The sequence below is a fragment of the Metabacillus hrfriensis genome, from assembly GCF_030127205.1.
Taxonomy (GTDB): domain Bacteria; phylum Bacillota; class Bacilli; order Bacillales; family Bacillaceae; genus Bacillus_P; species Bacillus_P dongyingensis.
In genome coordinates, this window is the sequence record NZ_CP126116.1 from 3626037 (window position 1) to 3649551 (window position 23515).

The 23515-nt window shown below is 40.4% G+C and carries 25 protein-coding genes; 1 reads left to right on the forward strand and 24 read right to left on the reverse strand.

Annotated features, from left to right (window positions below):
• Window positions 1–129: 129 nt before the first annotated feature.
• The 15 genes from recO to rpsU all read right to left on the reverse strand — a co-directional run bounded on the left by recO (window position 130) and on the right by rpsU (window position 12058).
• Window positions 130–885, reverse strand: coding sequence for a DNA repair protein RecO (recO, locus tag QLQ22_RS18020; RefSeq protein ID WP_284015286.1), 756 nt, complete (start codon window positions 883–885; stop codon window positions 130–132).
• A gap of 32 nt (window positions 886–917) precedes the next feature.
• Window positions 918–1061: a YqzL family protein gene (locus tag QLQ22_RS18025; protein ID WP_070875439.1), complete on the reverse strand. Its 144-nt coding sequence runs from the start codon at window positions 1059–1061 to the stop codon at window positions 918–920.
• A 111-nt stretch (window positions 1062–1172) separates the two neighbouring features.
• Window positions 1173–2087 (reverse strand): GTPase Era, encoded by a 915-nt coding sequence (gene era / locus QLQ22_RS18030; RefSeq protein WP_223436780.1) that lies wholly within the window; start codon window positions 2085–2087, stop codon window positions 1173–1175.
• A complete protein-coding gene (locus QLQ22_RS18035) occupies window positions 2080–2478 on the reverse strand; it encodes a cytidine deaminase (RefSeq protein ID WP_223436782.1) in 399 nt (132 codons plus the stop codon). Before QLQ22_RS18035 ends, era begins: the two co-directional genes overlap by 8 nt.
• 115 nt (window positions 2479–2593) lie before the next feature.
• A complete protein-coding gene (locus QLQ22_RS18040) occupies window positions 2594–2971 on the reverse strand; it encodes a diacylglycerol kinase family protein (protein WP_420828877.1) in 378 nt (125 codons plus the stop codon).
• Window positions 2943–3359, reverse strand: coding sequence for an rRNA maturation RNase YbeY (ybeY, locus tag QLQ22_RS18045; protein WP_421180526.1), 417 nt, complete (start codon window positions 3357–3359; stop codon window positions 2943–2945). Before ybeY ends, QLQ22_RS18040 begins: the two co-directional genes overlap by 29 nt.
• A gap of 59 nt (window positions 3360–3418) precedes the next feature.
• Window positions 3419–5596 carry an HD family phosphohydrolase gene (locus QLQ22_RS18050; RefSeq protein ID WP_223436784.1) on the reverse strand — a complete coding sequence of 726 codons (2178 nt, stop codon included), beginning with the start codon at window positions 5594–5596 and terminating at the stop codon, window positions 3419–3421.
• A gap of 62 nt (window positions 5597–5658) precedes the next feature.
• A complete protein-coding gene (locus QLQ22_RS18055) occupies window positions 5659–6618 on the reverse strand; it encodes a PhoH family protein (protein WP_223436786.1) in 960 nt (319 codons plus the stop codon).
• Between the two features lie 3 nt (window positions 6619–6621).
• A complete protein-coding gene (gene yqfD / locus QLQ22_RS18060; RefSeq protein WP_284015288.1) occupies window positions 6622–7806 on the reverse strand; it encodes a sporulation protein YqfD in 1185 nt (394 codons plus the stop codon).
• Between the two features lie 16 nt (window positions 7807–7822).
• Window positions 7823–8110: a sporulation protein YqfC gene (gene yqfC, locus QLQ22_RS18065; protein ID WP_223436791.1), complete on the reverse strand. Its 288-nt coding sequence runs from the start codon at window positions 8108–8110 to the stop codon at window positions 7823–7825.
• Between the two features lie 61 nt (window positions 8111–8171).
• Window positions 8172–8624 carry a hypothetical protein gene (locus tag QLQ22_RS18070; RefSeq protein WP_223436792.1) on the reverse strand — a complete coding sequence of 151 codons (453 nt, stop codon included), beginning with the start codon at window positions 8622–8624 and terminating at the stop codon, window positions 8172–8174.
• 29 nt (window positions 8625–8653) lie between these two features.
• Window positions 8654–9646 (reverse strand): flotillin-like protein FloA, encoded by a 993-nt coding sequence (gene floA, locus QLQ22_RS18075; protein WP_223436794.1) that lies wholly within the window; start codon window positions 9644–9646, stop codon window positions 8654–8656.
• Between the two features lie 16 nt (window positions 9647–9662).
• On the reverse strand, window positions 9663–10961 hold the full coding sequence (locus tag QLQ22_RS18080) for an NfeD family protein (protein ID WP_423246267.1): 1299 nt from the start codon (window positions 10959–10961) through the stop codon (window positions 9663–9665).
• 463 nt (window positions 10962–11424) lie between these two features.
• Window positions 11425–11871: a GatB/YqeY domain-containing protein gene (locus QLQ22_RS18085; protein ID WP_070875428.1), complete on the reverse strand. Its 447-nt coding sequence runs from the start codon at window positions 11869–11871 to the stop codon at window positions 11425–11427.
• Window positions 11872–11884: 13 nt separating this feature from the next.
• Window positions 11885–12058: a 30S ribosomal protein S21 gene (gene rpsU / locus QLQ22_RS18090; RefSeq protein WP_015595024.1), complete on the reverse strand. Its 174-nt coding sequence runs from the start codon at window positions 12056–12058 to the stop codon at window positions 11885–11887.
• Window positions 12059–12266: 208 nt separating this feature from the next.
• Here rpsU and QLQ22_RS18095 point away from each other — a divergent pair, with 208 nt between their 5' ends.
• A complete protein-coding gene (locus QLQ22_RS18095) occupies window positions 12267–13211 on the forward strand; it encodes a Na/Pi symporter (RefSeq protein ID WP_284015289.1) in 945 nt (314 codons plus the stop codon).
• A gap of 45 nt (window positions 13212–13256) precedes the next feature.
• Here the strand turns inward: QLQ22_RS18095 and deoC are convergent, their stop codons facing one another.
• From deoC to hemW, 9 genes are all read right to left on the reverse strand, one after another.
• Window positions 13257–13928 (reverse strand): deoxyribose-phosphate aldolase, encoded by a 672-nt coding sequence (gene deoC / locus QLQ22_RS18100; RefSeq protein WP_223436800.1) that lies wholly within the window; start codon window positions 13926–13928, stop codon window positions 13257–13259.
• 182 nt (window positions 13929–14110) lie between these two features.
• Entirely contained in the window at window positions 14111–15469 is a 1359-nt protein-coding gene (gene mtaB, locus QLQ22_RS18105; protein ID WP_223436802.1) for a tRNA (N(6)-L-threonylcarbamoyladenosine(37)-C(2))-methylthiotransferase MtaB, read from the reverse strand.
• Between the two features lie 5 nt (window positions 15470–15474).
• Window positions 15475–16230, reverse strand: a complete 756-nt coding sequence (locus QLQ22_RS18110; RefSeq protein WP_223436804.1) for a 16S rRNA (uracil(1498)-N(3))-methyltransferase — start codon at window positions 16228–16230, stop codon at window positions 15475–15477.
• A 13-nt stretch (window positions 16231–16243) separates the two neighbouring features.
• Window positions 16244–17182 (reverse strand): 50S ribosomal protein L11 methyltransferase, encoded by a 939-nt coding sequence (gene prmA, locus QLQ22_RS18115; protein WP_284015290.1) that lies wholly within the window; start codon window positions 17180–17182, stop codon window positions 16244–16246.
• Between the two features lie 20 nt (window positions 17183–17202).
• The gene (dnaJ, locus tag QLQ22_RS18120; protein WP_223436807.1) at window positions 17203–18315 is read right to left on the reverse strand and encodes a molecular chaperone DnaJ; all 1113 of its coding nucleotides are present in this window, start codon (window positions 18313–18315) and stop codon (window positions 17203–17205) included.
• Between the two features lie 218 nt (window positions 18316–18533).
• Entirely contained in the window at window positions 18534–20360 is a 1827-nt protein-coding gene (gene dnaK, locus QLQ22_RS18125; RefSeq protein WP_284015291.1) for a molecular chaperone DnaK, read from the reverse strand.
• A 24-nt stretch (window positions 20361–20384) separates the two neighbouring features.
• Window positions 20385–20978, reverse strand: coding sequence for a nucleotide exchange factor GrpE (grpE, locus tag QLQ22_RS18130; RefSeq protein WP_223436810.1), 594 nt, complete (start codon window positions 20976–20978; stop codon window positions 20385–20387).
• Window positions 20979–21062: 84 nt separating this feature from the next.
• Complete coding sequence (gene hrcA, locus QLQ22_RS18135) at window positions 21063–22091, reverse strand: heat-inducible transcriptional repressor HrcA (protein ID WP_223436812.1); 1029 nt, start codon at window positions 22089–22091, stop codon at window positions 21063–21065.
• 176 nt (window positions 22092–22267) lie between these two features.
• Window positions 22268–23419 (reverse strand): radical SAM family heme chaperone HemW, encoded by a 1152-nt coding sequence (hemW, locus tag QLQ22_RS18140; protein WP_223436814.1) that lies wholly within the window; start codon window positions 23417–23419, stop codon window positions 22268–22270.
• Window positions 23420–23515 lie beyond the last annotated feature (96 nt).

Sequence of the window (23515 nt, forward strand, 5' to 3'; positions counted from 1 at the left end):
TATCCCTTAGCTCGCACTATCCTAAGGTCGCTTTTCATAACGTCATGCAAATACTCTTTTTCCTTCACAGCAACATATTAATTTACAAGCATCATAATAGAAACAGAAGATAAAGTCAATATGTATAAATTAAGTCAGTTTCCCTTTTAATGATTCCAACTGATCTAAAAATTTTTTTGACTTTAGAAATATTCCTGAGTATTCACTGTAATAGGAATCAATCACCAATTTAAGTTCAGCTTTTGTTTCCGGCTTTACAGTTACTTTCCCCAGTCTTTCTAAATCAAAATAATAAAATAAACGCAATAATTTAGCGGTAGCCTGGGAAATCGGCAGTCTGTACGGATCGACCTCGAAGCATCTGTGACAGATAAAACCGTTTTCTCTTATTGAGAAATGAAAGGTTCCATCCTTGCTGCTGCAGTTTACGCATGAATCAAGCTGCGGATATAACCCAAGAACATTCACGATTTTCATCTCAAAAATATAAAGCAGGACATCAGGATCAACGCCTTCGTTCAGGAGCTGAAGGGTCTGATTGAACAATTCAAAAAGAAAGGGATTAGGCTCATTTTGCTCTGTGCTTTTATCAAGCAATTCTGCTGCATATGAAGCATATGCCGTCAGAAAGATATCTTCCCTAATCCCCCTCATAGAAGAAATGGTCTCGCCCTGCTGCAGCCCTCCTAGTCCGGAAGACTTCTGAAATAAGAAATACCCGTATGTGAATAACTGAGTGGAAGAGGTTAACCGGCTATTAGGCTTTTTTGCCCCTCTGGCCATTACCCCCACCTTCCCAAGTTCACGGGTATAGATTGTCACAATTTTATTTGTTTCACCGTAATCATTTGTTCTAATGACAATGCCTTCACACTTTTGAAGCAATCTTTCTCACCATCCAGAAGGATTTGGTCAGATCACGAAATTGGAAAGTCAGCTTCCGCCAGCTCATGATCTTGTGAATCGGGTCCGTCACCAGTATCTTTTTCCAGTTCCTTAAAAAGAAGATAGGTATCAATATTACCTGTTTGAATAAAGACTTTCCAGGTAAAATCCAACATGTAAACCCCCACCTTTCTGTCGTTAAGACAAGCAAGCTATAATCCAATTTCTATATCGTTATCTTGACCTGAGATCCTTCGTTTCATGTTAAACAAATTTTGTTAAAAAGCTTAATATTCATCTTCTCTAAATCCGAAATCGCGAAGCTGGGTCATCTTATTGCGCCAATCCTTTTGAACTTTTACCCACAGCTCGAGAAAGACTTTAGTGCCAAGCAGCGCCTCAATGTCGACACGGGCTCTCTGTCCCACTTCTTTCAGCATTTTCCCCTGCTTGCCGATGACAATACCTTTTTGTGAATCACGTTCAACAATTACCGTTGCGCTGACATAAATAGACTGGTTATTGTCCCGTCTCTCAATAGCATCAATAACAACGGCAACTGAATGAGGAATTTCTTCCCGGGTTAAATGCAGCACCTTCTCGCGGATCAATTCAGAAATAATAAATCTCTCAGGATGATCTGTTACTTGATCTGCAGGATAGTATTGAGGACCTGCAGGCAAATAGGATTCAATCTGTTCAAGCAGCGTATCAACATTGTTCCCCTGCAGCGCAGAGATTGGAATGATTTCTTTAAATGGATAATAAGCTCGATATTGATCAATTAATGGAAGCAATTGATCAGGATGGATCTGATCGATTTTATTGATGATCAAAAATACAGGTGTTTTTGTGTGCTGCAGTTTTTCAATAATAAATTCATCACCGCGGCCGTATCCTTCTTCAGCATTAATCATGAACAAAACAACATCTACTTCTTTTAACGTGTTTTGCGCTACTTTCATCATGAAGTCACCGAGCTTGTGCTTTGGTTTGTGTATTCCTGGTGTATCTATGAAAACAATTTGAGATTCATTTGTTGTGTATACGCCTTGTATTTTATTGCGTGTAGTCTGAGGTTTGTCACTCATAATCGCAATCTTTTGGCCAATCACCCGATTAAGGAACGTTGATTTCCCTACATTTGGTCTTCCAATGATGGAAACAAAGCCGGATTTGTATTCAGGTTCATTTCTATTCATGAAGATCCTCCGCTGAAAATGCCCCGGGCAATAAATCTGCCACTGTCCATTCTTTTACATCACCATTCAGATTTGTCAGGATGACCTTCATGTCCTTTGGACAAAGTTCAGAAATCACCTGTCTGCAGGCTCCGCACGGTGAAACAGGACCTTCTGTATCAGCAACAATTGCGATGGCTGCAAACTCTTTGTCGCCTTCTGAAACAGCTTTAAACAACGCTGTCCGTTCAGCACAATTTGTCATGCCGTATGAGGCGTTTTCAATGTTGCAGCCTCTGTATACTTTTCCGTCTTTCGTTAATAGAGCAGCCCCAACTTGGAATTTGGAATAAGGAACATATGCCATTTCGCGTGCTGCTTTTGCTTCTTTGATGAGTTGTTCAGAGTTCAAAGCTCTACTCCCTTTCTGTTTTGGCGACACCATGTATTTCTATTTTACCTAAAATGAGGTGAAATTTCACGCAGATGCCGCAAATGTAATTTAATTGTAAGAATTTTCTCATAACTTATAAAATTTTAGGGATAAAGATGATTAACCCTATAATAACTGCTAGCACTGCATAAATCAAAACTGCACCTGCTGCAGCATCTTTAGCTGCTTTTGCAAGCGGATGATATTCTGCCGTGACAAGGTCCACAAGCCGTTCTACGGCCGTGTTCATCAGCTCAAGCGACAGCATTCCCCCTATTAAAAAAAGGATGATAAGCCATTCAGTGAGCGTGATATGATAAAAGAAAGCTGCAGCGGCAACAAGAATACAAATGACGGTATGTATTTGAAAATTACGTTCAGATCTAAATGTGCTCTTTATCCCATCCCACGCATAGGAAAAGCTTCTAATGAAACGTTCCCGCTCAGATCTCCCTTTTGAGCCCATATGCATCCAGGATTTCTTTTTGTTTTCCAAACATTTTTTTCTCATCTTCCTCTGTCATATGATCATAGCCAAGCAAATGAAGCAGACCGTGAACAGCCAGGAAGCCAAGCTCTCTTGTAAAGGAATGACCATATTCCTCAGCCTGTTCAGATGCACGGGGGACAGATATAATAATATCTCCTAAAACTGGAGGCATGTCCACCCCTACAATTGAAACTTCACCTTCCCCCTGTTCTTCCATGGCGAAAGAAATGACATCTGTAACCTGATCTTTGCTGCGATAAACCCGATTGATTTCTTTAATTTTTTCATTATCGACAAATGTAACAGACAGCTCAGCGTCCTGTGCAACGCGTTCAGCTTCAGCTGCGTGCTGAAGCAGTGTTTCAACCATTTCAAGCTGTTCTTCTGTCAGCAATTCTGTTTCATCAATCATATCAATAATCATTCTAGTCATGCTTGTTTCACCTTCTGTTTTGAAATTTCCGGATATTCGATTCTGGAATGAAAAATACCTTTTAATGTTTCACTGAATGATTTTGCAATAATATCCAGCTCTCTGAGCGTTAAATCACATTCGTTTAGCTGATGATCCTGAAGTCTGTCTGTAATAATACCGCGAATAAGCTTTTCAATTTTATCAGGAGTTGGACTCGACATGGATCTCACTGCAGCTTCAACACTGTCAGCTATTGAGATAATCGCAATCTCTTTGGTCTGTGGTTTAGGTCCCGGGTAACGAAACTCTTCTTCATAAATATCAGGATGATTTTGTTTTGCCTTATGATAGAAAAACTTCAATAACGTTGTTCCGTGATGCTGTTCGGCTATATCAACAAACTCCTTTGGCATTTTATGCCTGCGGAGTAGCTCTGCACCATCTGACACATGAGAAATAATGACATTCTTGCTTAACTGCGGTGACAATTTATCATGCGGATTTTCAATATTCATCTGATTTTCGATAAAATACTGAGGCCGTTTTGTTTTTCCAATATCATGGTAATACGCTCCCACACGAGCAAGAAGGCCATTCGCACCAATTGCTTCACAAGCTGCCTCAGACAAGTTGGCAACCATGACACTATGATGATATGTGCCCGGTGTTTCAGTTAATATTTTGCGGAGAAGCGGATGATTTGGATTCGATAATTCAATTAATTTCATAGTAGACAGTATTCCAAACCCCGTTTCAAAAAACGGCATAAATCCGATAGTCAAAACAGAAGAAACAAGTCCAGACGCAAGGGCCATGATAAAGTATGAACCGAGCTCAATGTTTGAATAGCTTCCATTTTGCATTAATAGGATAGAAGTGATGATAAGGATATTAATCAAGGCTACAAATAATCCAGTCTGAAGAATTCTGGAACGGACATTTTGCTCATTCAGAAATAAGACTCCCGCTATACTTCCAAACAGGAAATACACGCCGATGGTAAAATTGAAGGTACCCGTAACGCCTTCATTAAAGATAATACTGCCGCAGACGGCAAAAATTATACTCGTTAAAATGGCAAGCCTCTCGTGAAGAAGAAGCTTAATAAGCATAGCGCCCATTGCAACCGGAACCAGATATCCTACATTCGAATAATCAATTTCCTGAAAGAAACTGATGATTTTAATGAGCAGGATCGTAATGCTGAAAATTAAAACGTAAAGAATAAGAGAGTGATTCTTTCTCTCTGAAGGCTTATCAGGTGCTTCAAAATAATAAATGAGCGTCGCAATAATTAAAAGAATAATCAGCATTAGTCCTGCAAACGGCTTTAGTGCCAGCTGATTATCGAGAAGCCCGACTAGATCAAGCTTGCGGTAGATGTCTCTGCTGATGTAACCGCCTTCTTCAACGAGAATCTGGCCTTGTTTAATCTGCACTTCTTTCACATCATCATATGCCTGCTGCTTTTTTTCTTCCGTTGCATCAAGATCAAATACATAGTTTGCAATCACCGCATATCTTCCAAGCTGAACAGCTGCATTTGATAAGTCAGCCCTCAGTGTAGAAGACTTAAGATCCTCTTCGACAAGATCCTTTGCTTCATCCTGTTTCTGAAGGGGAATTTCATCGCTCATTACGCGATTAACGGCCGTAATGATTGAATCTTTTGCAATAGCCAATTCATTGTCTGAAGAGTCCAGCAGCGCTCTGAAGGCATCATCAGGAATTTTTTCTCTAATATCGGAAGTAAGCTTGTCCTTTAAACGTTTAAGTTTTTCATCTGCAGAAATAGAATAGGCTTCTTCACCCTCTGTGACATTTTCATTCTGAAGTTTTATTTCATCTGCTGCCTCTTTATTCGTTTCTTTTACAAAATCAAAAATGGATGTTATGACTTCTACTCTATTTACGACATAGTCTTTTCTTAAAACATATTCATCTTCAACTGCGTCATAGGCTTCCTGGCGCTTGTTGTCCGTTTCATAGGTATCATCTGCCTGTGTAGGGGCAATGATCGTCTGATCGGAATAAGTGAACAGTTCTACATCAATCGTTTCCGGCTTTACATTGCTGTAAAGCGAGACAAAAATAACAGCGGCAAGCATGACATACATCGATATATGTATAAATTTATAATTCTTTACTTTTTCGATTAACTGACTAAATTTAGGCTTTTGCTTCGTTTTCATAACCTCACCCCCTGCTCCCCTCTGCAATCATGAAAAAAGTGACCCGAAATCGGGCTGTCGGGTCACTTCGTCTGATCATATGCTTCGATGATTTTCGCAACCAGCGGGTGGCGAACAACATCTGATTGCTGCAGTTCGTTAAAAGCAATGCCGCTGACAGAACTTAATGTTTCTTTTGCGGCAGCAAGTCCTGATTTAACGCCTTTTGGCAAGTCAACCTGAGTAATGTCTCCTGTAATGACCATTTTTGAACCAAACCCAAGCCTCGTCAAAAACATTTTCATTTGCGCAGGTGTCGTATTCTGTGCCTCATCTAAAATAACAAAAGCATCATCAAGCGTTCTGCCTCTCATGTAGGCTAGAGGAGCAATTTCTATTGTTCCTCTTTCAATTAATCTTTGCGTGTGCTCCATTCCAAGCACATCATGCAAAGCATCGTAAAGAGGACGCAAATACGGATCAACTTTTTCTTTAAGATCCCCTGGAAGGAATCCAAGGCTTTCTCCTGCTTCTACCGCAGGTCTGGTTAAAATAATTTTTTTAACGCTGTTATTCTTTAAGGCACTCACTGCCATGACAACGGCTAAATATGTTTTTCCTGTACCTGCAGGGCCAATTCCAAAGACGAGATCTTTATTCCTGATAGAAGAGATATAATGTCTTTGTCCAAGAGTTTTAACTCTGATTGATTTCCCGCGGGCGTCTTTGCTGATCTCATCTACATATAATGCTTCAAATTCATCAAGTTTTAAGCGTTTTGCCATTTCAATTCCGTATAAAACGTCCCGTTCACTGATCGTGATTCCTTTGCGGATCAGGACTAACAGCGACTTCAATACATCAGTAACAGTCTGAACACTGTCAGGGTCCCCGGATACGTAAACTGCTTCGCCTCTCGTTACAATGGAGACGTTCAGTTCATCTTCCATACGCTTTAAATGTGCATCATTATTTCCAAACAGAGCAACCGCTTCATTTGGGTTTTCTACTTGCTGATTTATCGTAACTAGTTCTTCTGGCATTATTTAATCTCCCTGAACAATTGGTGTAGTTTTTACGATATTTTCTATAACTTGGTAGAGCACTGTTAGTTTTACTTTACCATTCTCGTTCGTCTGGTGCAAAACTTTTTGACCCTTTATTTCCGCTTCTTCTCCCAATTCATTCAATAATTCTTTTTTGCCGAGTTCAAGGGCAGCTGTCCGTGCTTCCTCACTTGTGTAACTGCGTTTAACAACTTCTTTTTCGCGGTAGATTTTTTTACCGTATCCAATCGGCAAGTTCCAATTCAGAAATTTAACAGATCTTATGTCTTTCTCCACTTCAAATTCTTTAAACATGTCCTGCTTAAATCCCCAAACCTGAAGCTCCCATGACCCAAGTTCTAAGTAATACTTGCGTTTGTCATCTCCAGAAAAAACATTAAATGTAGTATGAATAGGCACTGCCACTTCAGAGCGGTACCATGTCTCTCCCAGTATCTCTGCTTTCGCTGCCACTTTCTGCTTATTATTATCATTGCCTATTATTCCCGAAACAAGCAGCTGCCCTTTCTTCACATGCTCATTAATAGATACCGCAGGCTGTCCTTTTTCAACGTACATTTTAGTTATAACCGCTTTTTTTCTTGCAACGATATTCTGTGGACTTGAATACGTGATTTTTTCCGGTTCATTTTTCTCGACAACCTCAAAATGATAATTTGTGCCCTTCAGTTCAACTCCAACCCATGTAAGCTCTTTGATATTGTTTGTCAGGTTTTTTTGTATGGAATCAGGATCAAGAGTAAAGAACTGCAGTTTCCCAACCTTCACACCCATTGCATCAAGCTCTTTTTTTATAAGATGTTCAGTGCTGGGCTTTGCTCCTTTTATATCAATTCCCCAGATCATGTTGGATAAAAGAAGAATAACGGTAAAAAATAGTGCGAATCCAATGACAAAACCACTGTTTTTCAAGGCTTTCTGAATAAGAAAAGGCAAGCCGGACACTTTCTTCAATGAACATTTGCATTCATTTTTGCGCGCCGCAGCCCGAATGGCATGTACATCTTTCAGACGAATAAAAAAAGAGACCGCCCCCTCTTCTCTTCTTACATTCCATACAGGTACGTCCTTCCTGATGCAGTCGTTAATAAATCTTTCAGTGCCTCTGCCTGTGATTGTCACTTTAATGACGCCGTAAAAGAAATGGGTCCATTGGTTTTTCATTGTTATCCTCCTATATTCAAGATTGTTCTAAATAATTAACTTGGTCGATTTTTCCCTGCAGAAGGATTTCTTCCGGCAAAATCGTTTTTATAACAAAAGCTTCACCCTTAATCTGAAGCTGTCCCTGCTTGAGTAAAAGCCGAAGTTCATTATCTGTAAAAGTGAGCAGCCCTCTATGATTTTCAATATAAATATGTATTTGGCCGATCATCGTGATGCGGGGAAGATCCATCATGACATCCTGGGGTATTTCTACTGTTCGTGAGATCCATTTCGCTACATGCTGTCGCCATCTTTTCGCCATAAAAAAGAACCCCCTCTCATCTCATATGTATGAGTTGAAAGGGGGTTCTAACACTTCTTTTTTAAACTCGGCGTTTGGCAGAGGCGTGCGGCTTTTTAGACCTTGGTGAACCGAGAATTTCGCTCCAAATAATTCCTTGCACAACGTTATCCTTATTTATGACAGGGTTTGCTTTCGTGCGCTCATTCTGACTGTTTTTCGAGTCAGTCTGAATTTCCGCTTGAATTTCATCTGCCGCTGAGCCAATTTCATTTCCAAGTTCGCTCATTTCACTTTTTACTGAGTGATATCTTGTTTCTATTGTATCAATCGCTTCTTTCATTCGTTCTTTAGCTTCCGGCTTAGTTTCGGTCTGTTCAATTGACGGTACAGGGACAGATGCGGCAGTTGCTGGGTTTTCCTTTTGCCTTCGCTGTTGTTTTCCCTTCTTTTTTTTGCCGAATAAGGATGATAAAACAAAGATAAGGCCTGCAATAACTAATGGATTGCTAAGAATAAATTCAACTAAGTCCATTCGTCAGCACCTCCTTTATCGAGCTTTCCCTATTTATTATCATGATCCGGCTGATCTTTTGATAACTTTCCGATTGAATCTCTCATATCTGTATCTGCATTGATGTTTTCAAAATTCATATAGTCCATGACGCCAATTTTCCCATTTCGCAAAGCTTCAGCCATTGCAAGCGGGACTGTCGCTTCCGCTTCCACTACTTTCGCTCTCATTTCCTGTGTTTTTGCATTCATTTCCTGCTCTAGGGCTACTGCCATAGCACGGCGTTCTTCAGCTTTTGCCTGGGCAATTTTCTTATCAGCCTCAGCTTGATCTGTTTGAAGGATAGCTCCGATATTTTTGCCGATATCAACATCTGCAATATCAATCGAAAGAATTTCAAAAGCAGTTCCGGAATCTAAGCCTTTATTCAACACTGTCTGAGAAATCATATCAGGATTTTCAAGGACTTTTTTATGATTGCTTGAAGAACCGATTGTACTTACAATGCCTTCACCTACACGGGCAATAATCGTTTCTTCGCCGGCTCCCCCGACTAACCGCTCAATATTTGCACGGACCGTAATACGTGCTTTGGCCTTTACTTCAATTCCATCCATTGCTACACCGGCGATAAACGGCGTTTCAATAACCTTAGGATTTACACTCATCTGAACGGCTTCTAATACATCACGCCCTGCAAGGTCAATCGCTGCGCAGCGCTCAAAAGAAAGCTCAATATTCGCACGCTCTGCGGCAATTAAGGCATTAACTACCCGGTCTACATTACCGCCCGCTAAATAATGACTCTCAAGCTGATTAATCGTCACACCAAGTCCAGCTTTATGAGCTTTAATTAACGGATTGATAATTCGATTTGGGCTTACACGGCGAAGCCTCATTCCAATAAGAGTAAAGATGCTGATTCGAACTCCCGCAGCAAGTGCTGAAATCCACAGAGTAATCGGTACAAAAGTAAATAAAACACCTATTAATATAACTCCAATAACAATTAACCCTAACGTTAAAAGCAATGACGGATCCATTATACTCCTCCTTGTATTAAAGGATTTCTCTCACGACAACACGTGACCCTTCAACTTTAACAATCTTAATCTTTTGATCTTTTGCTATATACATTCCTTCTGTAACAACATCGATTCGTTCATCATCTATGAGGGCTGTTCCTGATGGTCTCATGGATGTGAGAGCTATACCAGTTTTCCCGATCAGCTCCAAACGATTCCGATTTGAAACATACCCGCTTTCAGTATTTGTAGAATCACGCAAGATTAGTTTCTTAAATATATTCATACGTTTTCCAAACACCTTTACAAATATGATGGCTGCCGTTACGGCAACGAGTAATGCCACAACTAATGAAAATGCCATATATGCAATATCATCAGTTGCTATAAAAAAGCTCAATAGGATGGCTCCAAATCCAATAAAGCCTATAATGCCGCCGGGAACAAAAAACTCAGCGGCCACAAGAATTAAGCCAACGATAAACAAAATTACGGTTTCGAGTCCGGCAAGCCCTGCTATATAATGCCCGTAAAAGAAAAGAAAGAGGGATGATAAGCCCATAAAGCCCGGAAGACCAAAACCAGGACTGTATAATTCAACGATAAGTCCAAGACTTCCAATTGAAAGCAGGATTGGTATCACAATTGGATTGGTCACAAATCTTGCAACTTTCTCAGCAAAGCTAACCTCCATTCCAATCACTTCGGCAGAACCTAAGTGTAGTGCATTTAACAAACTGTCCAGGTTTTCAGAAATGCCTTCTGCATAATTTACCTCTACCGCCTGCTCTGCGGTCAGAGTCAATAGATCACCCTTGCCTGCTCCATACTCAGGAAGGTCCACATCAGGATCAGCCATAGCAAGTGCGTATTTTGAATCTCTGTTATTTTGTTCTGCTGATTCTTTCATTTCAGCCAGCCAGAGGGATTCTGCTTTCTTATCAGCCGTATTGCCTTCTAAATCAATAATAGCAGCAGAGCCCATCTTAGCTCCCGGAACCATGTAAATTTGATCAGCATTCAAAGCGATGTAAGCTCCGGCAGACAATGCCCTTTTATCAATAAAAGCGGTTACAGGAATATCTGATGCTCTAATTGTGTCCGCAATTTCAAGTGCAGCATCAACCGCTCCGCCCGGAGTATTTATATCGAGAATAATGTGGTCGGCATTTTCTGCTCTTGCTTCCTTAAAAGATCTTTTAATAAATTGTGATAAGCCTTTTTCAACGGTTTCTTCAATTGGTATGACCGCAACTTTTTCAGAAGCATTATCTGCAGCGGGCATATACGAACTGCCAAACAGGGAAAGAAACAAAACAAATCCAAATAATATATGAAACAAACGGTTATGATTGCTTATCAATTGAATCGAAAGCCCCCTTTCAATCGTAAGGTGTATTTGTAATACGTTTCATCTTAAGTATAGGTTTCGTTTTTATGAAAAATTCTCATTAGAAATGTGGAACCGACTATTCAGAGCCTGGCCGAGGGGCAAGGAGGTGGAACTGGACAATACAGAAAGCGGAAGCGCCCGTTTAGCTCCGACAGTCAGAAGAGGCTCAGTGGAAAGTCCGGGTTTGACTTTTCAGGCTGAGACGTTCTAGCCGAGGAATTGGGCGGTGGAGCTGGACAATGGGAAAAGCGGAAGCGCCCCGTTTAGCTGCTTTTCTTATTTATCCACTTTTTTTGCATTTGGCTTAAATGATCTTTTTTCAGCTAAATTTGATACGATCTGTTTTTTTCATTTAAACCATAAAAAACACCTTGTTCAAATGAACAAGGTGCTTTCCGTCTTTTTATGATAGCTGTCCAGCTACAGTTTTATTGACAAGCGCGCCATCTGCCTTACCTTTTACCTTAGGCATGATCGCAGCCATAACTTTACCCATGTCTGCTTTAGAAGTTGCATTTACTTCTGCAATTGTTTCTTTCACAATAGCTTGAAGCTCTTCTTCCGAAAGCTGTTTTGGCATGTATACAGTTAAAATATCAAGTTCAGCCTGTGTCTTTTCAACTAAATCTAAGCGATCAGCTTTACTGAATTCCTGGAGGGAGTCTTTACGTTGCTTTAATTCGCGAGAAAACACAGTCAGTTCCTCTTCAGCAGACAACTCCTGTTTACCCAGCTTGATGCCTTCATTTTGTAATGAGGCTTTCACCATGCGGATAACAGCCAGTTTGTCCTTCTCTTTGTTCTTCATCGCTTGTTTCATATCTTGATTCAAACGCTCAAGAAGACTCATAAATCCACCCTCTTTAGAATTTGCGTTTTCTAGCAGCTTCAGACTTTTTCTTACGTTTTACGCTAGGTTTTTCATAGAATTCGCGCTTTCTTGCTTCTTGTATAGTACCGCTTTTTGATACTGTACGTTTGAAGCGACGAAGAGCGTCCTCAAGCGACTCGTTTTTACGAACGACCGTTTTTGACATTCTTATTCCCTCCCTCCGAATACAACCAATCGACATCATCTGTTTAATAAACATGTTTAAAGAAAACATGTACTTTGCAATTATAATATAACGTTTCGCCGAGGTCAACTTATATAAAAAAAAGTTCTTAACTTCGTGCATTCCCCCCCTAAATTTCAGTCATGCAGCAGGGCGCTTGTCCATATATTTTTTAATAAGAGGTGATTTGATGGGGGCTGCAGGCTTTTTCTTGCTTTACTTAATTGTTTTTTTAGCAGGTATGCATTTGCTGAAAAAAGGTCTGTCCATTCTATCCGGACATGCAATGAGAAACTGGATATATACTTGTATTAATCATCCTGTCAAAGCTTTTATAGCTGGAATCATATTCACGGGCATTCTGCAAAGCAGTTCAGCTGTGATGGTAATTGTTATAGGCCTTGTTTCAGCTGGAGTCATCTCGTTTAAACAGACGATTGGAATTATTCTTGGAACAAATATCGGCTCTACTTTCACTACACAATTAATCGCTTTGGATATTGGATCTTTGATTCTTCCCCTTTTCATTATAGGATTTCTATGTCTTTTAATGGGAGCTGTCTTTAAAAAAGAAGCGCTGATGCGAATTTGTGCTGTTTTTATGGGGCTAGGCGCACTTTTTTCAGCAATGGCAGGGTTTGGCCGGCTTGCTTATCCGCTATCCGAGCTGAATCTAGTTAAAGAGTTATTGCTGTACACAAATGAACACTCTTTTGCAGGAGTTCTAAGCGGGACGGTTTTAACAGCAATTATTCATTCAAGTGCAGCCACTGTGGGCATTATTATGAGTTTTTTAAATGCCGATATTCTTACGCTCAGTGCAGGCATTGCTTATGTTCTTGGAGCTAATATCGGCACTTGTATTACAGGCATGATGGCAGCAGCCGGAGCCAATCAAGAAGCAAAGCTGACCGCCTATGCACATGTATGGGTAAATGTAATCGGTGTAGCCGCATTTTATCCTTTCATTTCACATTGCAGTGCGGCTGTTCAAACTTTATCTTCACAGCCTGATATGCAGCTGGCACACTTCAGTCTGATTTTTAATGTCATCAGTTCACTTGCATTGCTGCCTTTTGCAAATGCATTCGGCAGTTTCGTTGTTTCATTTTCAACTTTTTTTAGAGAGAAATAAATAAAGACTGCCGAAAAAAATTCAGCAGTCTTTTATAGTCAGGAATTAATAATCAGAGTTTGAAACTTCACCTTTAACAATTGAAATTCCAGCACTAGCACCGATGCGAGTTGCGCCAGCTTCCACCATTGCGAGCGCTCCTGCGCGGTCACGAACGCCGCCTGAAGCTTTCACTCCAACATCAGGTCCAACTGTTTTGCGCATAAGAGCGATATCCTCGACAGTTGCTCCGCCAGTTGAAAAACCAGTTGAAGTTTTAACAAAATCCGCTCCGGCTTTAACTGATAATTCGCAGGCTCTTACTTTTTCTTCATCTGTTAAAAGACATGATTCAATAATTACTTTAGTAAGCGCTTTTCCTTTAGCTGCTTCTACAACAGCACGGATATCGCGCTCAACAAGCTCATCATTTTTATCTTTTAATGCGCCGATGTTGATTACCATATCAACTTCTGTAGCACCTTTTGCAATTGCATCTTTTGTTTCAAATGCTTTTGTTTCAACTGTAGTCGCTCCGAGAGGGAAACCGATTACAGTACAAACTTTTACGTCTGTTCCTTTTAGCAGAGCAGCCGCTGTTTCAATCCAAGTTGGATTTACACAGACAGATGCGAATTTATATTCCTTTGCTTCTGCGCATAATGTTTCAATTTGAGCCTTTGTTGTTTCTGGCTTTAACGCTGTATGGTCAATCATACTGCCAATATTTACTGACATATGTAGTACCCCTTTTCCATTTAATTAGTCGTCTGACCTCTTACATCTTAACATTTCCCCCAAAAAAATACGAGTACAAACTTAATTTACACCAGTAAAATAATTCTAAACCTGTTTTAAAAGAAAAGTGCATTCCCTCTGTTTAAACATAAAAATAAAAAACCCGGTCTTTATCGACCAGGTTAAGAGATATTTCGCATACTTTCAGCTGCCGGTTCATCTTCCATGACACGTACAAACTGTCCTTCCGAGTACGGATAGCCAGCTTTAGTCATTTTCACCTTCACAATTTTCCCGACCATTTCTTCTGTTGCAGGGAAAACAACTTTCAAATAATTATCCGTATATCCGACATAAAGACCGCTTTCAGGATCTTCTTTATATAGTTCCTCAGGGATAACCTCAAGAACTTCGTCTTCATAAACAGATGCGTATTCTTTGGCAAGCTGATCGGATAGGGCAATCAGCTGATGAACACGTTCATTTTTAATTTCCTCATCCACTTGGTCATCCATTCTTGCAGCAGGTGTGCCTGTCCGTTTGGAGTAAGGGAAAACATGAAGCTCTGAGAATTTGTGTTCTTTAATAAAGTTATATGTTTCCATGAATTCTTCATCCGTTTCACCAGGGAAACCAACGATAACGTCAGAAGTTACAGCAAGCCCTGGCAAAGCTTGTTTCAGGCGTGCTAAACGCTCAGCAAAGAATTCCATTGTGTATTTACGTCGCATTCTTTTCAATACAGTATTTGAAGCTGATTGAATCGGGATATGCAAATGGCGGACAATCTTATCTGACTGATCAAGCACTTCAATGACTTCGTCTGTAATTTGACTTGCCTCAATGGACGAGATTCTGATGCGCTTTAAACCATGAACCTGAGTGTCCAGATCACGAAGCAGCATAGCGAAGTTGTAATCCTTCATGTCTTCGCCGTATCCTCCTGTATGAATTCCTGTTAATACAATTTCTTTGTAGCCTGCATCAACAAGCTGCTGAGCCTGTTTAATGACTTCTTTGGGGTCACGGGAGCGCATTAAGCCGCGTGCCCACGGAATGATGCAGAACGTGCAGAAGTTGTTGCAGCCTTCCTGGATCTTCAATGATGCACGAGTACGGTCTGTAAATGCCGGTACATCAAGTTCTTCATAAACTCTGGCCTTCATAATATTGCTGACGCCATTGATGGGCTGTCTTTCGTTCTTAAATTGCTCAATATAGTCAAGCATTTTAACACGGTCAGACGTACCTACTACTATATCAACACCCGGAATCGCCATAATTTCAGCAGGAGACGTTTGAGCGTAACAGCCTGTTACACAAATAACCCCGTCCGGATTTTTTCTAATTGCACGGCGAATGACCTGACGGCTTTTTTTATCGCCTGTATTCGTTACTGTACATGTATTTATGACATAAACATCAGCTTTACTTTCATATTCAGAACGATCATAGCCTGCGTCCTTGAATAACTGCCAGATAGCTTCTGTTTCATAATGGTTTACTTTACAGCCAAGTGTATGAAATGCTACGGTTGGCATGGTAATCACCTCGATAATTCAAAATAATAAGAAACGGCAGATAAAACATATAGCGGAGCCGTTTCCGTCCGTAAGATTCTCGGCCCGAGTCCGCAGGCTTTAAAACCTGCATTTGTCAGCTGTTCTATTTCTTCTTCCGTTAATCCGCCTTCTGGTCCGAATACTACCAGAATGGATTGACCTGGATTACTTTCATTTAATGCTTTCGCAAGATTGGAAAGTTCCCCGCTTTTAGCTGATTCTTCATATGCCACGATTTTCAGATCATATGAAGCAGAACGATGAATAAGTTCCTTCCAGCTGCATGGCTCAAAGACGTCCGGGATTAAGTTGCGGTAGGATTGTTCAGAAGCCTCTTTCACAATCTTTCTCCAGCGCTCCACTTTTTTAACTGCTTTCTTTGCATCAAGCTTTACAACGGAACGAGCAGCATTAAAAGGGATAAACGAAGCAGCACCAAGTTCTGTGCCCTTTTGAAGTATCCATTCCAGCTTATCCCCTTTAGGCAGCCCGCTCGCAATCGTGACTGATACTGGAAGTTCATGATCAGCAGTCTGCCATTCAATAATCCTGCATACTGCTGCATCATCATTTACTTCTTCTATTTCACAAAGCGCTGCCTGTCCATCTGAAGTACAGCAAATCAGTTTGCTGCCGGGCTTCATACGCATAACACGGGAGATGTGATGAACATCGTCTCCCGTGATTGTCATTCTGGATGTTAAATTTTCTTTTTCCTCACTTATAAAATAACGCTGCACAGATGAGCACCTCTTATTTCTTTCTTGCGATAAAGGCCACCCAGTCTTCCATAACAACTGTTTCTTCAATCTCAAATCCAGCCTCGATTAAACCGTTTTTAACCTCTGCCTTTTTATTGAGAATGATTCCAGATGTGATGAATAAACCGCCTTGTTTCAGAATCTGATTTGCATCGTGGACAAATCGCAGAATGACTTCAGCCAAAATATTAGCAACGACTACGTCTACAGGACCTTGAATTCCGTTCAGCAAATTATTTTGAGATACTGTGACTGCCTGGTGCACTTTATTTAATTTTGTATTTAAACGTGCGCTTTCTACAGCAACAGGATCTAAATCCAGTGCCTGAACCTGCTTTGCTCCAAGCATTGCAGAGGCAATGCTTAATACTCCTGATCCTGTGCCGACATCTACTACTAAATCGTGTTCTTTTACAGAGCGTTCTAGCGCCTGAATACAAAGAACAGTTGTAGGATGAGTCCCTGTGCCAAAAGCCATACCCGGATCAAGCTCAATAATCAGTTCATCAGAATGGACAGGTGTATAAGTTTCCCATGTCGGAACGATCGTAAATCGCTCCGAAATCTTTACGGGATGATAATACTTCTTCCACGCAGTCGCCCACTCTTCATCATTAACTTCACTGATTGAGATATCATTCTTCCCTATATCGATATCATGAATAAGCAGGTTATTTACAGCTTCTTTAATCTCTTCAACTGTTTCACCAAGGAAACTGTTTACCGGCAGGTATGCTTTAATAATAACACCTTCATCAGGATAATCATCAGAATTGAGGTGGTAGATTTCTCCATACACACTTTCGCGCTCTTTTAATAGATCCATTTGATCTTCAATGACGACACCGCTTGCTCCGGCCTCATGCAAAATATTCGAAATTGGTTCTACCGCTTCTTGTGTTGTATGAATACTTAATTCGGACCATTTCATTCTACCAGCTCCACTTCTGTTTATTCACCCTTGAATGCACGCTTCACTTTATCAAAAAAGCTTTCTTCGTGCTCATCTGGTCTTCCCCCGCTCATTTCAGCAAAATCGCGAAGGAGCTCTTTTTGTTTTTCTGTAATATTTGTAGGCGTTAATACACGAACGATAATGTGCTGATCACCCTGTCCGTAGCCTCTCACATTGGCGACACCTTTTCCCTTCATGCGGAATTTAGTGCCCGTTTGCGTTCCGGCCGGAACCTTCAGCTTCACTTTACCGTGCAGAGTAGGCACTTCAATTTCATCACCTAAAGCTGCCTGCGCAAATGTAAGCGGCATTTCACAATAGATATCGTCCCCGTCTCTCTCAAAGAACTCATGAGATCTCACTTGGAATACAACATATAAATCACCGCTTGGCCCTCCGTTAAATCCGGGTTCACCTTGTCCGGAAACTCTTAGCTGCTGGCCATCATCGACTCCTGCTGGAATTTTAACAGAAATCTTTTTACGCTTTTGAACTTTGCCGGCTCCTCCGCACGTTGAACATTTATGTTTAATCATTTTGCCCGTTCCGCTGCAATGATGACAAACGCGGCGGTTAACAATTCTGCCGAATGGCGTGTTTTGTTCAACATTCAGCTGTCCGGATCCGTTACAATGTTTACATGTTTCAGGCTTAGTTCCAGGCTTTGCTCCAGAGCCGTCACATGTATCACATGTTTCCTCACGCGGAATTTCAATTGTTGTATCCTTGCCGAATACTGCATCTTCAAAAGACAAAGTCATCGTATATTGAAGGTCTGCACCTTGTCTTGGCGCATTTGGATCTCGTCTTCTGCCGCCTCCAAAGATCGAACTGAAAATATCGTCAAAACCGAATCCTCCGCCAAAATCAGATCCCCCAAATCCCTGATTTGGATCAGTATGTCCAAATTGATCATACTGTGCACGCTTCTGATCATCGGTCAGGACCTCGTAAGCCTCTGAAATTTCTTTAAATTTATCGGTTGCATCCGCATCCTTGTTGATATCAGGATGATATTGTTTAGAAAGCTTGCGGTACGCTTTTTTCATTTCATCCTTTGTTGCGCTCTTACTTACTCCAAGCACTTCATAGTAATCACGCTTGCTCATAATTTCTCACTCCCGAATTCTCACATAAAGTAAATTGTATCACTCGATTTAGGCTGATTGCAACATATTGTTTAAGTATAGAAGGTGTTTCCATACCCGTAATCTATTCAATCTTTTCTGATAGATCATTTCTTTACTCATGAAAAAAAGTCAAAGTCAAGACAAGCCTGACTTTGACTTTCCTTTTGCGGGATGAAGTCACTCATTTCCGCTCAGTATTATTTTTTATCGTCGTTTACTTCTTCATATTCAGCATCAACTACATTGTCATCTTGTTTAGCGCCTGCTGCACCTTCAGCACCTTGTTGCTGTTTTGCAGCTTCTTCATACAATTTCATAGATAATTGCTGAACGATTTCTTGAAGCTCATCTTTTTTCGTTCTGATTTCTTCAAGCTCATTTTTCTCAATAGCAGCTTTTAATGCATCTTTCGCTTCGTTCGCTTTTGCAACGTCACCTTCGTCTACTTTACCTTCAAGATCTTTAAGAGTCTTTTCAGTTGTGAACACTAGCTGATCTGCTTCATTGCGAAGTTCAACTTCTTCTTTGCGCGCTTTATCTGCATCTGCATTTTCTTCTGCTTCTTTTACCATGCGTTCGATTTCTTCATCACTTAAACCTGTTGAAGATTTAATTGTGATTGTTTGTTCTTTGTTTGTGCCTAAATCTTTTGCACGAACATTTACGATACCGTTTTTATCAATATCGAATGATACCTCAATTTGCGGAACTCCACGCGGAGCCGGAGGAATATCCGTTAATTGGAAACGGCCTAATGTTTTATTATCTGCAGACATTGGACGCTCACCTTGAAGAACATGGATGTCTACAGCTGTTTGGCTGTCAGCAGCCGTTGAGAACACTTGTGATTTGCTTGTTGGAATCGTTGTGTTGCGCTCAATTAACTTCGTGAACACGCCGCCCATTGTTTCAATTCCAAGTGAAAGTGGTGTTACGTCAAGTAAAACAACGTCTTTGACGTCACCTGTGATAACGCCGCCTTGAATTGCTGCTCCAAGTGCTACAACTTCGTCCGGGTTAACACCTTTTGATGGCTCTTGGCCAAGCTCTTTTTTGATTGTTTCTACAACAGCAGGGATACGAGTAGATCCGCCAACAAGGATTACTTTATCAATTTCATTTTTAGAAAGACCTGCATCTTTAAGTGCCTGGTGAACAGGACCCATTGTTCTTTCAACTAAATTAGATGAAAGCTCTTCAAATTTAGCACGTGACAATGTCACTTCCAAGTGAAGAGGTCCAGCTTCTCCAGCTGTAATGAACGGCAATGAAATCTGTGTTGAAGATACACCAGAAAGATCTTTCTTAGCTTTTTCAGCAGCATCTTTCAAGCGCTGAAGAGCCATTTTGTCTTTTGAAAGGTCGATGCCGTTATCTTTTTTGAATTCTGAAACAAGATAATCAATGATTACTTGGTCAAAATCATCTCCGCCAAGACGGTTGTCTCCAGCAGTTGAACGAACTTCGAATACTCCGTCTCCAAGTTCTAAAACGGATACGTCAAATGTGCCGCCGCCTAAATCGTAAACAAGAATTGTTTGATCTTGATCTGTTTTATCTAAACCGTAAGCAAGTGCAGCTGCAGTTGGTTCGTTGATAATACGCTCAACTTCAAGTCCTGCAATTTTACCTGCATCTTTAGTTGCCTGACGCTCAGCATCATTGAAGTATGCTGGAACTGTGATAACAGCTTTTGTAACAGGCTCGCCTAAATAGTCTTCTGCATATGCTTTTAAGTGCTGAAGGATGATTGCAGAGATTTGCTGAGGAGTATTCTCCTTGCCTTCTACCTCTACTTTATAGTCCGTTCCCATATGTCGCTTGATGGACATAATTGTGTTTGGATTTGTAATAGCCTGGCGTTTTGCAACTTCACCAACCTGGCGCTCGCCATTTTTAAATGCTACTACAGAAGGAGTTGTGCGGTTGCCTTCTGCATTTGGGATAACCTTAGGTTCTCCGCCTTCTAATACTGCAACACATGAGTTTGTTGTACCTAAATCAATGCCGATAATTTTCCCCATCGTAGAAACCTCCTAATATGTAAGTTATTGATTTACTTTAACCATAGCTGGTCTGATAATGCGGTCTTTTAATTTGTAGCCTTTTTGGAATTCTTCAATGACAACATTGGATTCATATTGATCATCTTCTACCTGCATGACTGCCTGATGAAGATGCGGGTCAAACGGCTGGCCTTCTGCTTGAATGGCTTCAATTCCTTCATTTTGCAGAGCCTGCACCAGCTGGCGATAAACCATATCCATCCCCTGTAATAAGGATTGTGTTTTTTCGTCATCCGTATCTATTTTTAACGCTCTTTCAAAATTATCAAGAGCTGGCAGTATTTCGGTAATCAGATTTTGAGAACGATATTTTTGAGCAGCCTCAAGATCAAGCCTTGCTCTTCTTCTGAAGTTATCTAGATCTGCCTGTACGCGGTACATGCGATTTTCAGTTTCACTAAGCTTTGCTTCAAGCTCTTCAATCTTAGCTTTGGCTGCAGATAACTCATCAGATTCCTGCGCTTGTTCAGCTTGTGTTTCAGAATCCATTGATTCGCCTTCTTGGTTTACCAATGTTTCTTCTTGTTCAGAAGCTGTTCCATTTTCTTTTAAGGTTTCTTTTGCGTCGTTAGTCAATTTCTTTCACCTCCCTTAAAGTGCAAAGCCATGGAAAGGGAGCGGAAAGCAATTTTCCGCTCTCTTACAATATGGACAATGTTTTTATGAGTGATACAGATTAGTTAAGGCTTTGGACATATCTTTTGTGACTCTCTGGAGCAGACTGATAACACGGGAGTACTCCATTCTTGTCGGACCAAGAACCGCAATCCGCCCTATTTGTTTATTATCAACTGAATAGGTTGCAGTGATCAGACTGCAATTTTCCATGGCAATGTTCTGATTTTCTTTGCCAATCTTAATTGTAATCCCTGAATCATAGGCCTGCAGAATATTATATAATTCCTGCTCTTCTTCAATCATTGTCAAAAGCGTTCTGACACGTGAGATATCATTGAATTCCGGCTGGCTTAACATATTTGTTTTCCCGCCGAAATATATTTTTTCATTTGCGTTCATCGTAAATGTTCCGGATAGAACTTTCATGATGGAATCATAGTTTTGAATATGGTTCCTAAGCAAGTTTACAATTTCTTTGTATATTTTGTCATGCAATTCGACAATCGGAACATTAAATAATCGCTCATTTAATATGTTAACCATTTTTTCAATATCCTGCGGATCAATTGTACCTGGAAAAGAAATAGTTCTATTTTCAACATGGCCCGTATTTGTCACAATAATTGCAACAGCTGTATCTTCACTGATTGGAACGATCTGAATTCGTTTCAGCCGATTTTCGTTTACTTTAGGACCAAGAATAATGGACGTATAATTCGTTAAATCCGAAAGAATCTGAGCGGACTTCTGCACTACTTTTTCAAGTTCAAATATACGTTCTGTAAAGACAGATTTAATTGTAACAACATCCATATTCGTCAGTTTCTGCGGAGCAAGCAAGTGATCCACATAATAGCGGTATCCTTTCTCCGAAGGAACTCTGCCTGATGAACTGTGAGTCTTTTCAATGAAGCCCATTTCTTCAAGATCTGCCATTTCATTTCGGATTGTTGCAGAACTGAATGTGATCGATTCCTTCTTAGACAATGTTCTTGACCCTACCGGCTGAGCAGATTGAATAAAATCATCAACAATGACCTGAAGGATTAAAAGCTGACGATCTGTTAACATTATCATCACCTCTGTTAGCACTCTGTATGCGCGAGTGCTAAATCTATAATAAAAAGTATCAAATCAAACGATAATTGTCAATTATTTAGATTAAATTCCCCTATAGTTTATGTTTAATCAACTAAAGAAAGTCAAACAAAAAGACACACGCAAAAACGCCGTCTTTTCTATTTACCCTATTCAGAAGGTACAACACCTAAAAATGCCTGAAAAACTTCATTTCCAAGCAATTTCCCTTTATGTGTAAGGGAAATTGAATCTTGATGATCATTTAATAGGCCTTTTTCTGTTTGTTCCTTGATCTGCAAACCAAACACTTTTGATAAAGGCATGCCAAACTTATCGTCAAATTTCTTTTTGCTCACTCCAGCAGATTTACGCAAGCCAAGAAAAAGTTCTTCCTCCATCTTTTCAGCTTCAGTTACTTGATGCTCATTCTGATAAGGAAAACCTGTATCTTCAATCAGCTGCATATATTTTTTTAAAGGACCTGCATTTGCACGCCGGATATTGCCTGTGTAACTGTGCGCTCCCGCTCCGATTCCGTAGTACTCATCATTATTCCAATAAGTAAGATTATGTCTGCTTTCATAACCGGGAAGCGCAAAATTGCTGATTTCATATTGATGGAAACCGTGCTGCTCCATAACTTCCATTAGATATTCATACATGATGGCTTCTTCTTCCTGAGGAGGAAGAGTCAGTCTTCCTTTAGACATTAAATTATAAAAGACCGTTTTGGGCTCAACAATAAGAGAATACGAAGAATAATGCTGGACATCCAGACCAAATCCGATCTTAAGCGAATCTTTGAAGTCGCTGATTGTCTGCCCCGGCAACCCGTACATCAGGTCAATGCTTATATTGTCAAAGCCTGCTTTTTTTGCAAGCTCAATACTTTTCATAACATCAGCCGAACGGTGTGTGCGGCCAATTTTTTCAAGCAGCCCATCGTTAAATGTCTGCACGCCGAAGCTCAGGCGGTTTACTCCAAGGTCTCTCATCACTTTAAGCTTTTCATATGAAAGGTCGCCCGGATTAGCTTCTACTGCAAATTCATGTAAAGAAGGGAGTGGCTTAAATTCTTCATTTATAGCTTTCAGGAGCTTTTCCATTTGTTTTTCGTTTAAAGCAGTAGGCGTTCCTCCCCCAATAAAAATCGTTTCAAGGGATTCCGCCGGGTATTTTAAAAGAGTGTTTCTCATTTCCATTTGCATGCTGTCAAGGTACTCATCAACAGGCTGATTTTTCAAAAAGACCTTGTTAAAGTCGCAATAATGACAGATTTGTTCACAAAAAGGAATGTGAAGATATGCAGCTTTGACCATTTTTCTCACCTTCTAATAAAGAAGCCGCAGTGCGTTGACTGCGGCAAATGTTTTTTCTTACGTTATCATAGTTTAAGTTTGAATGTAAACGATCCT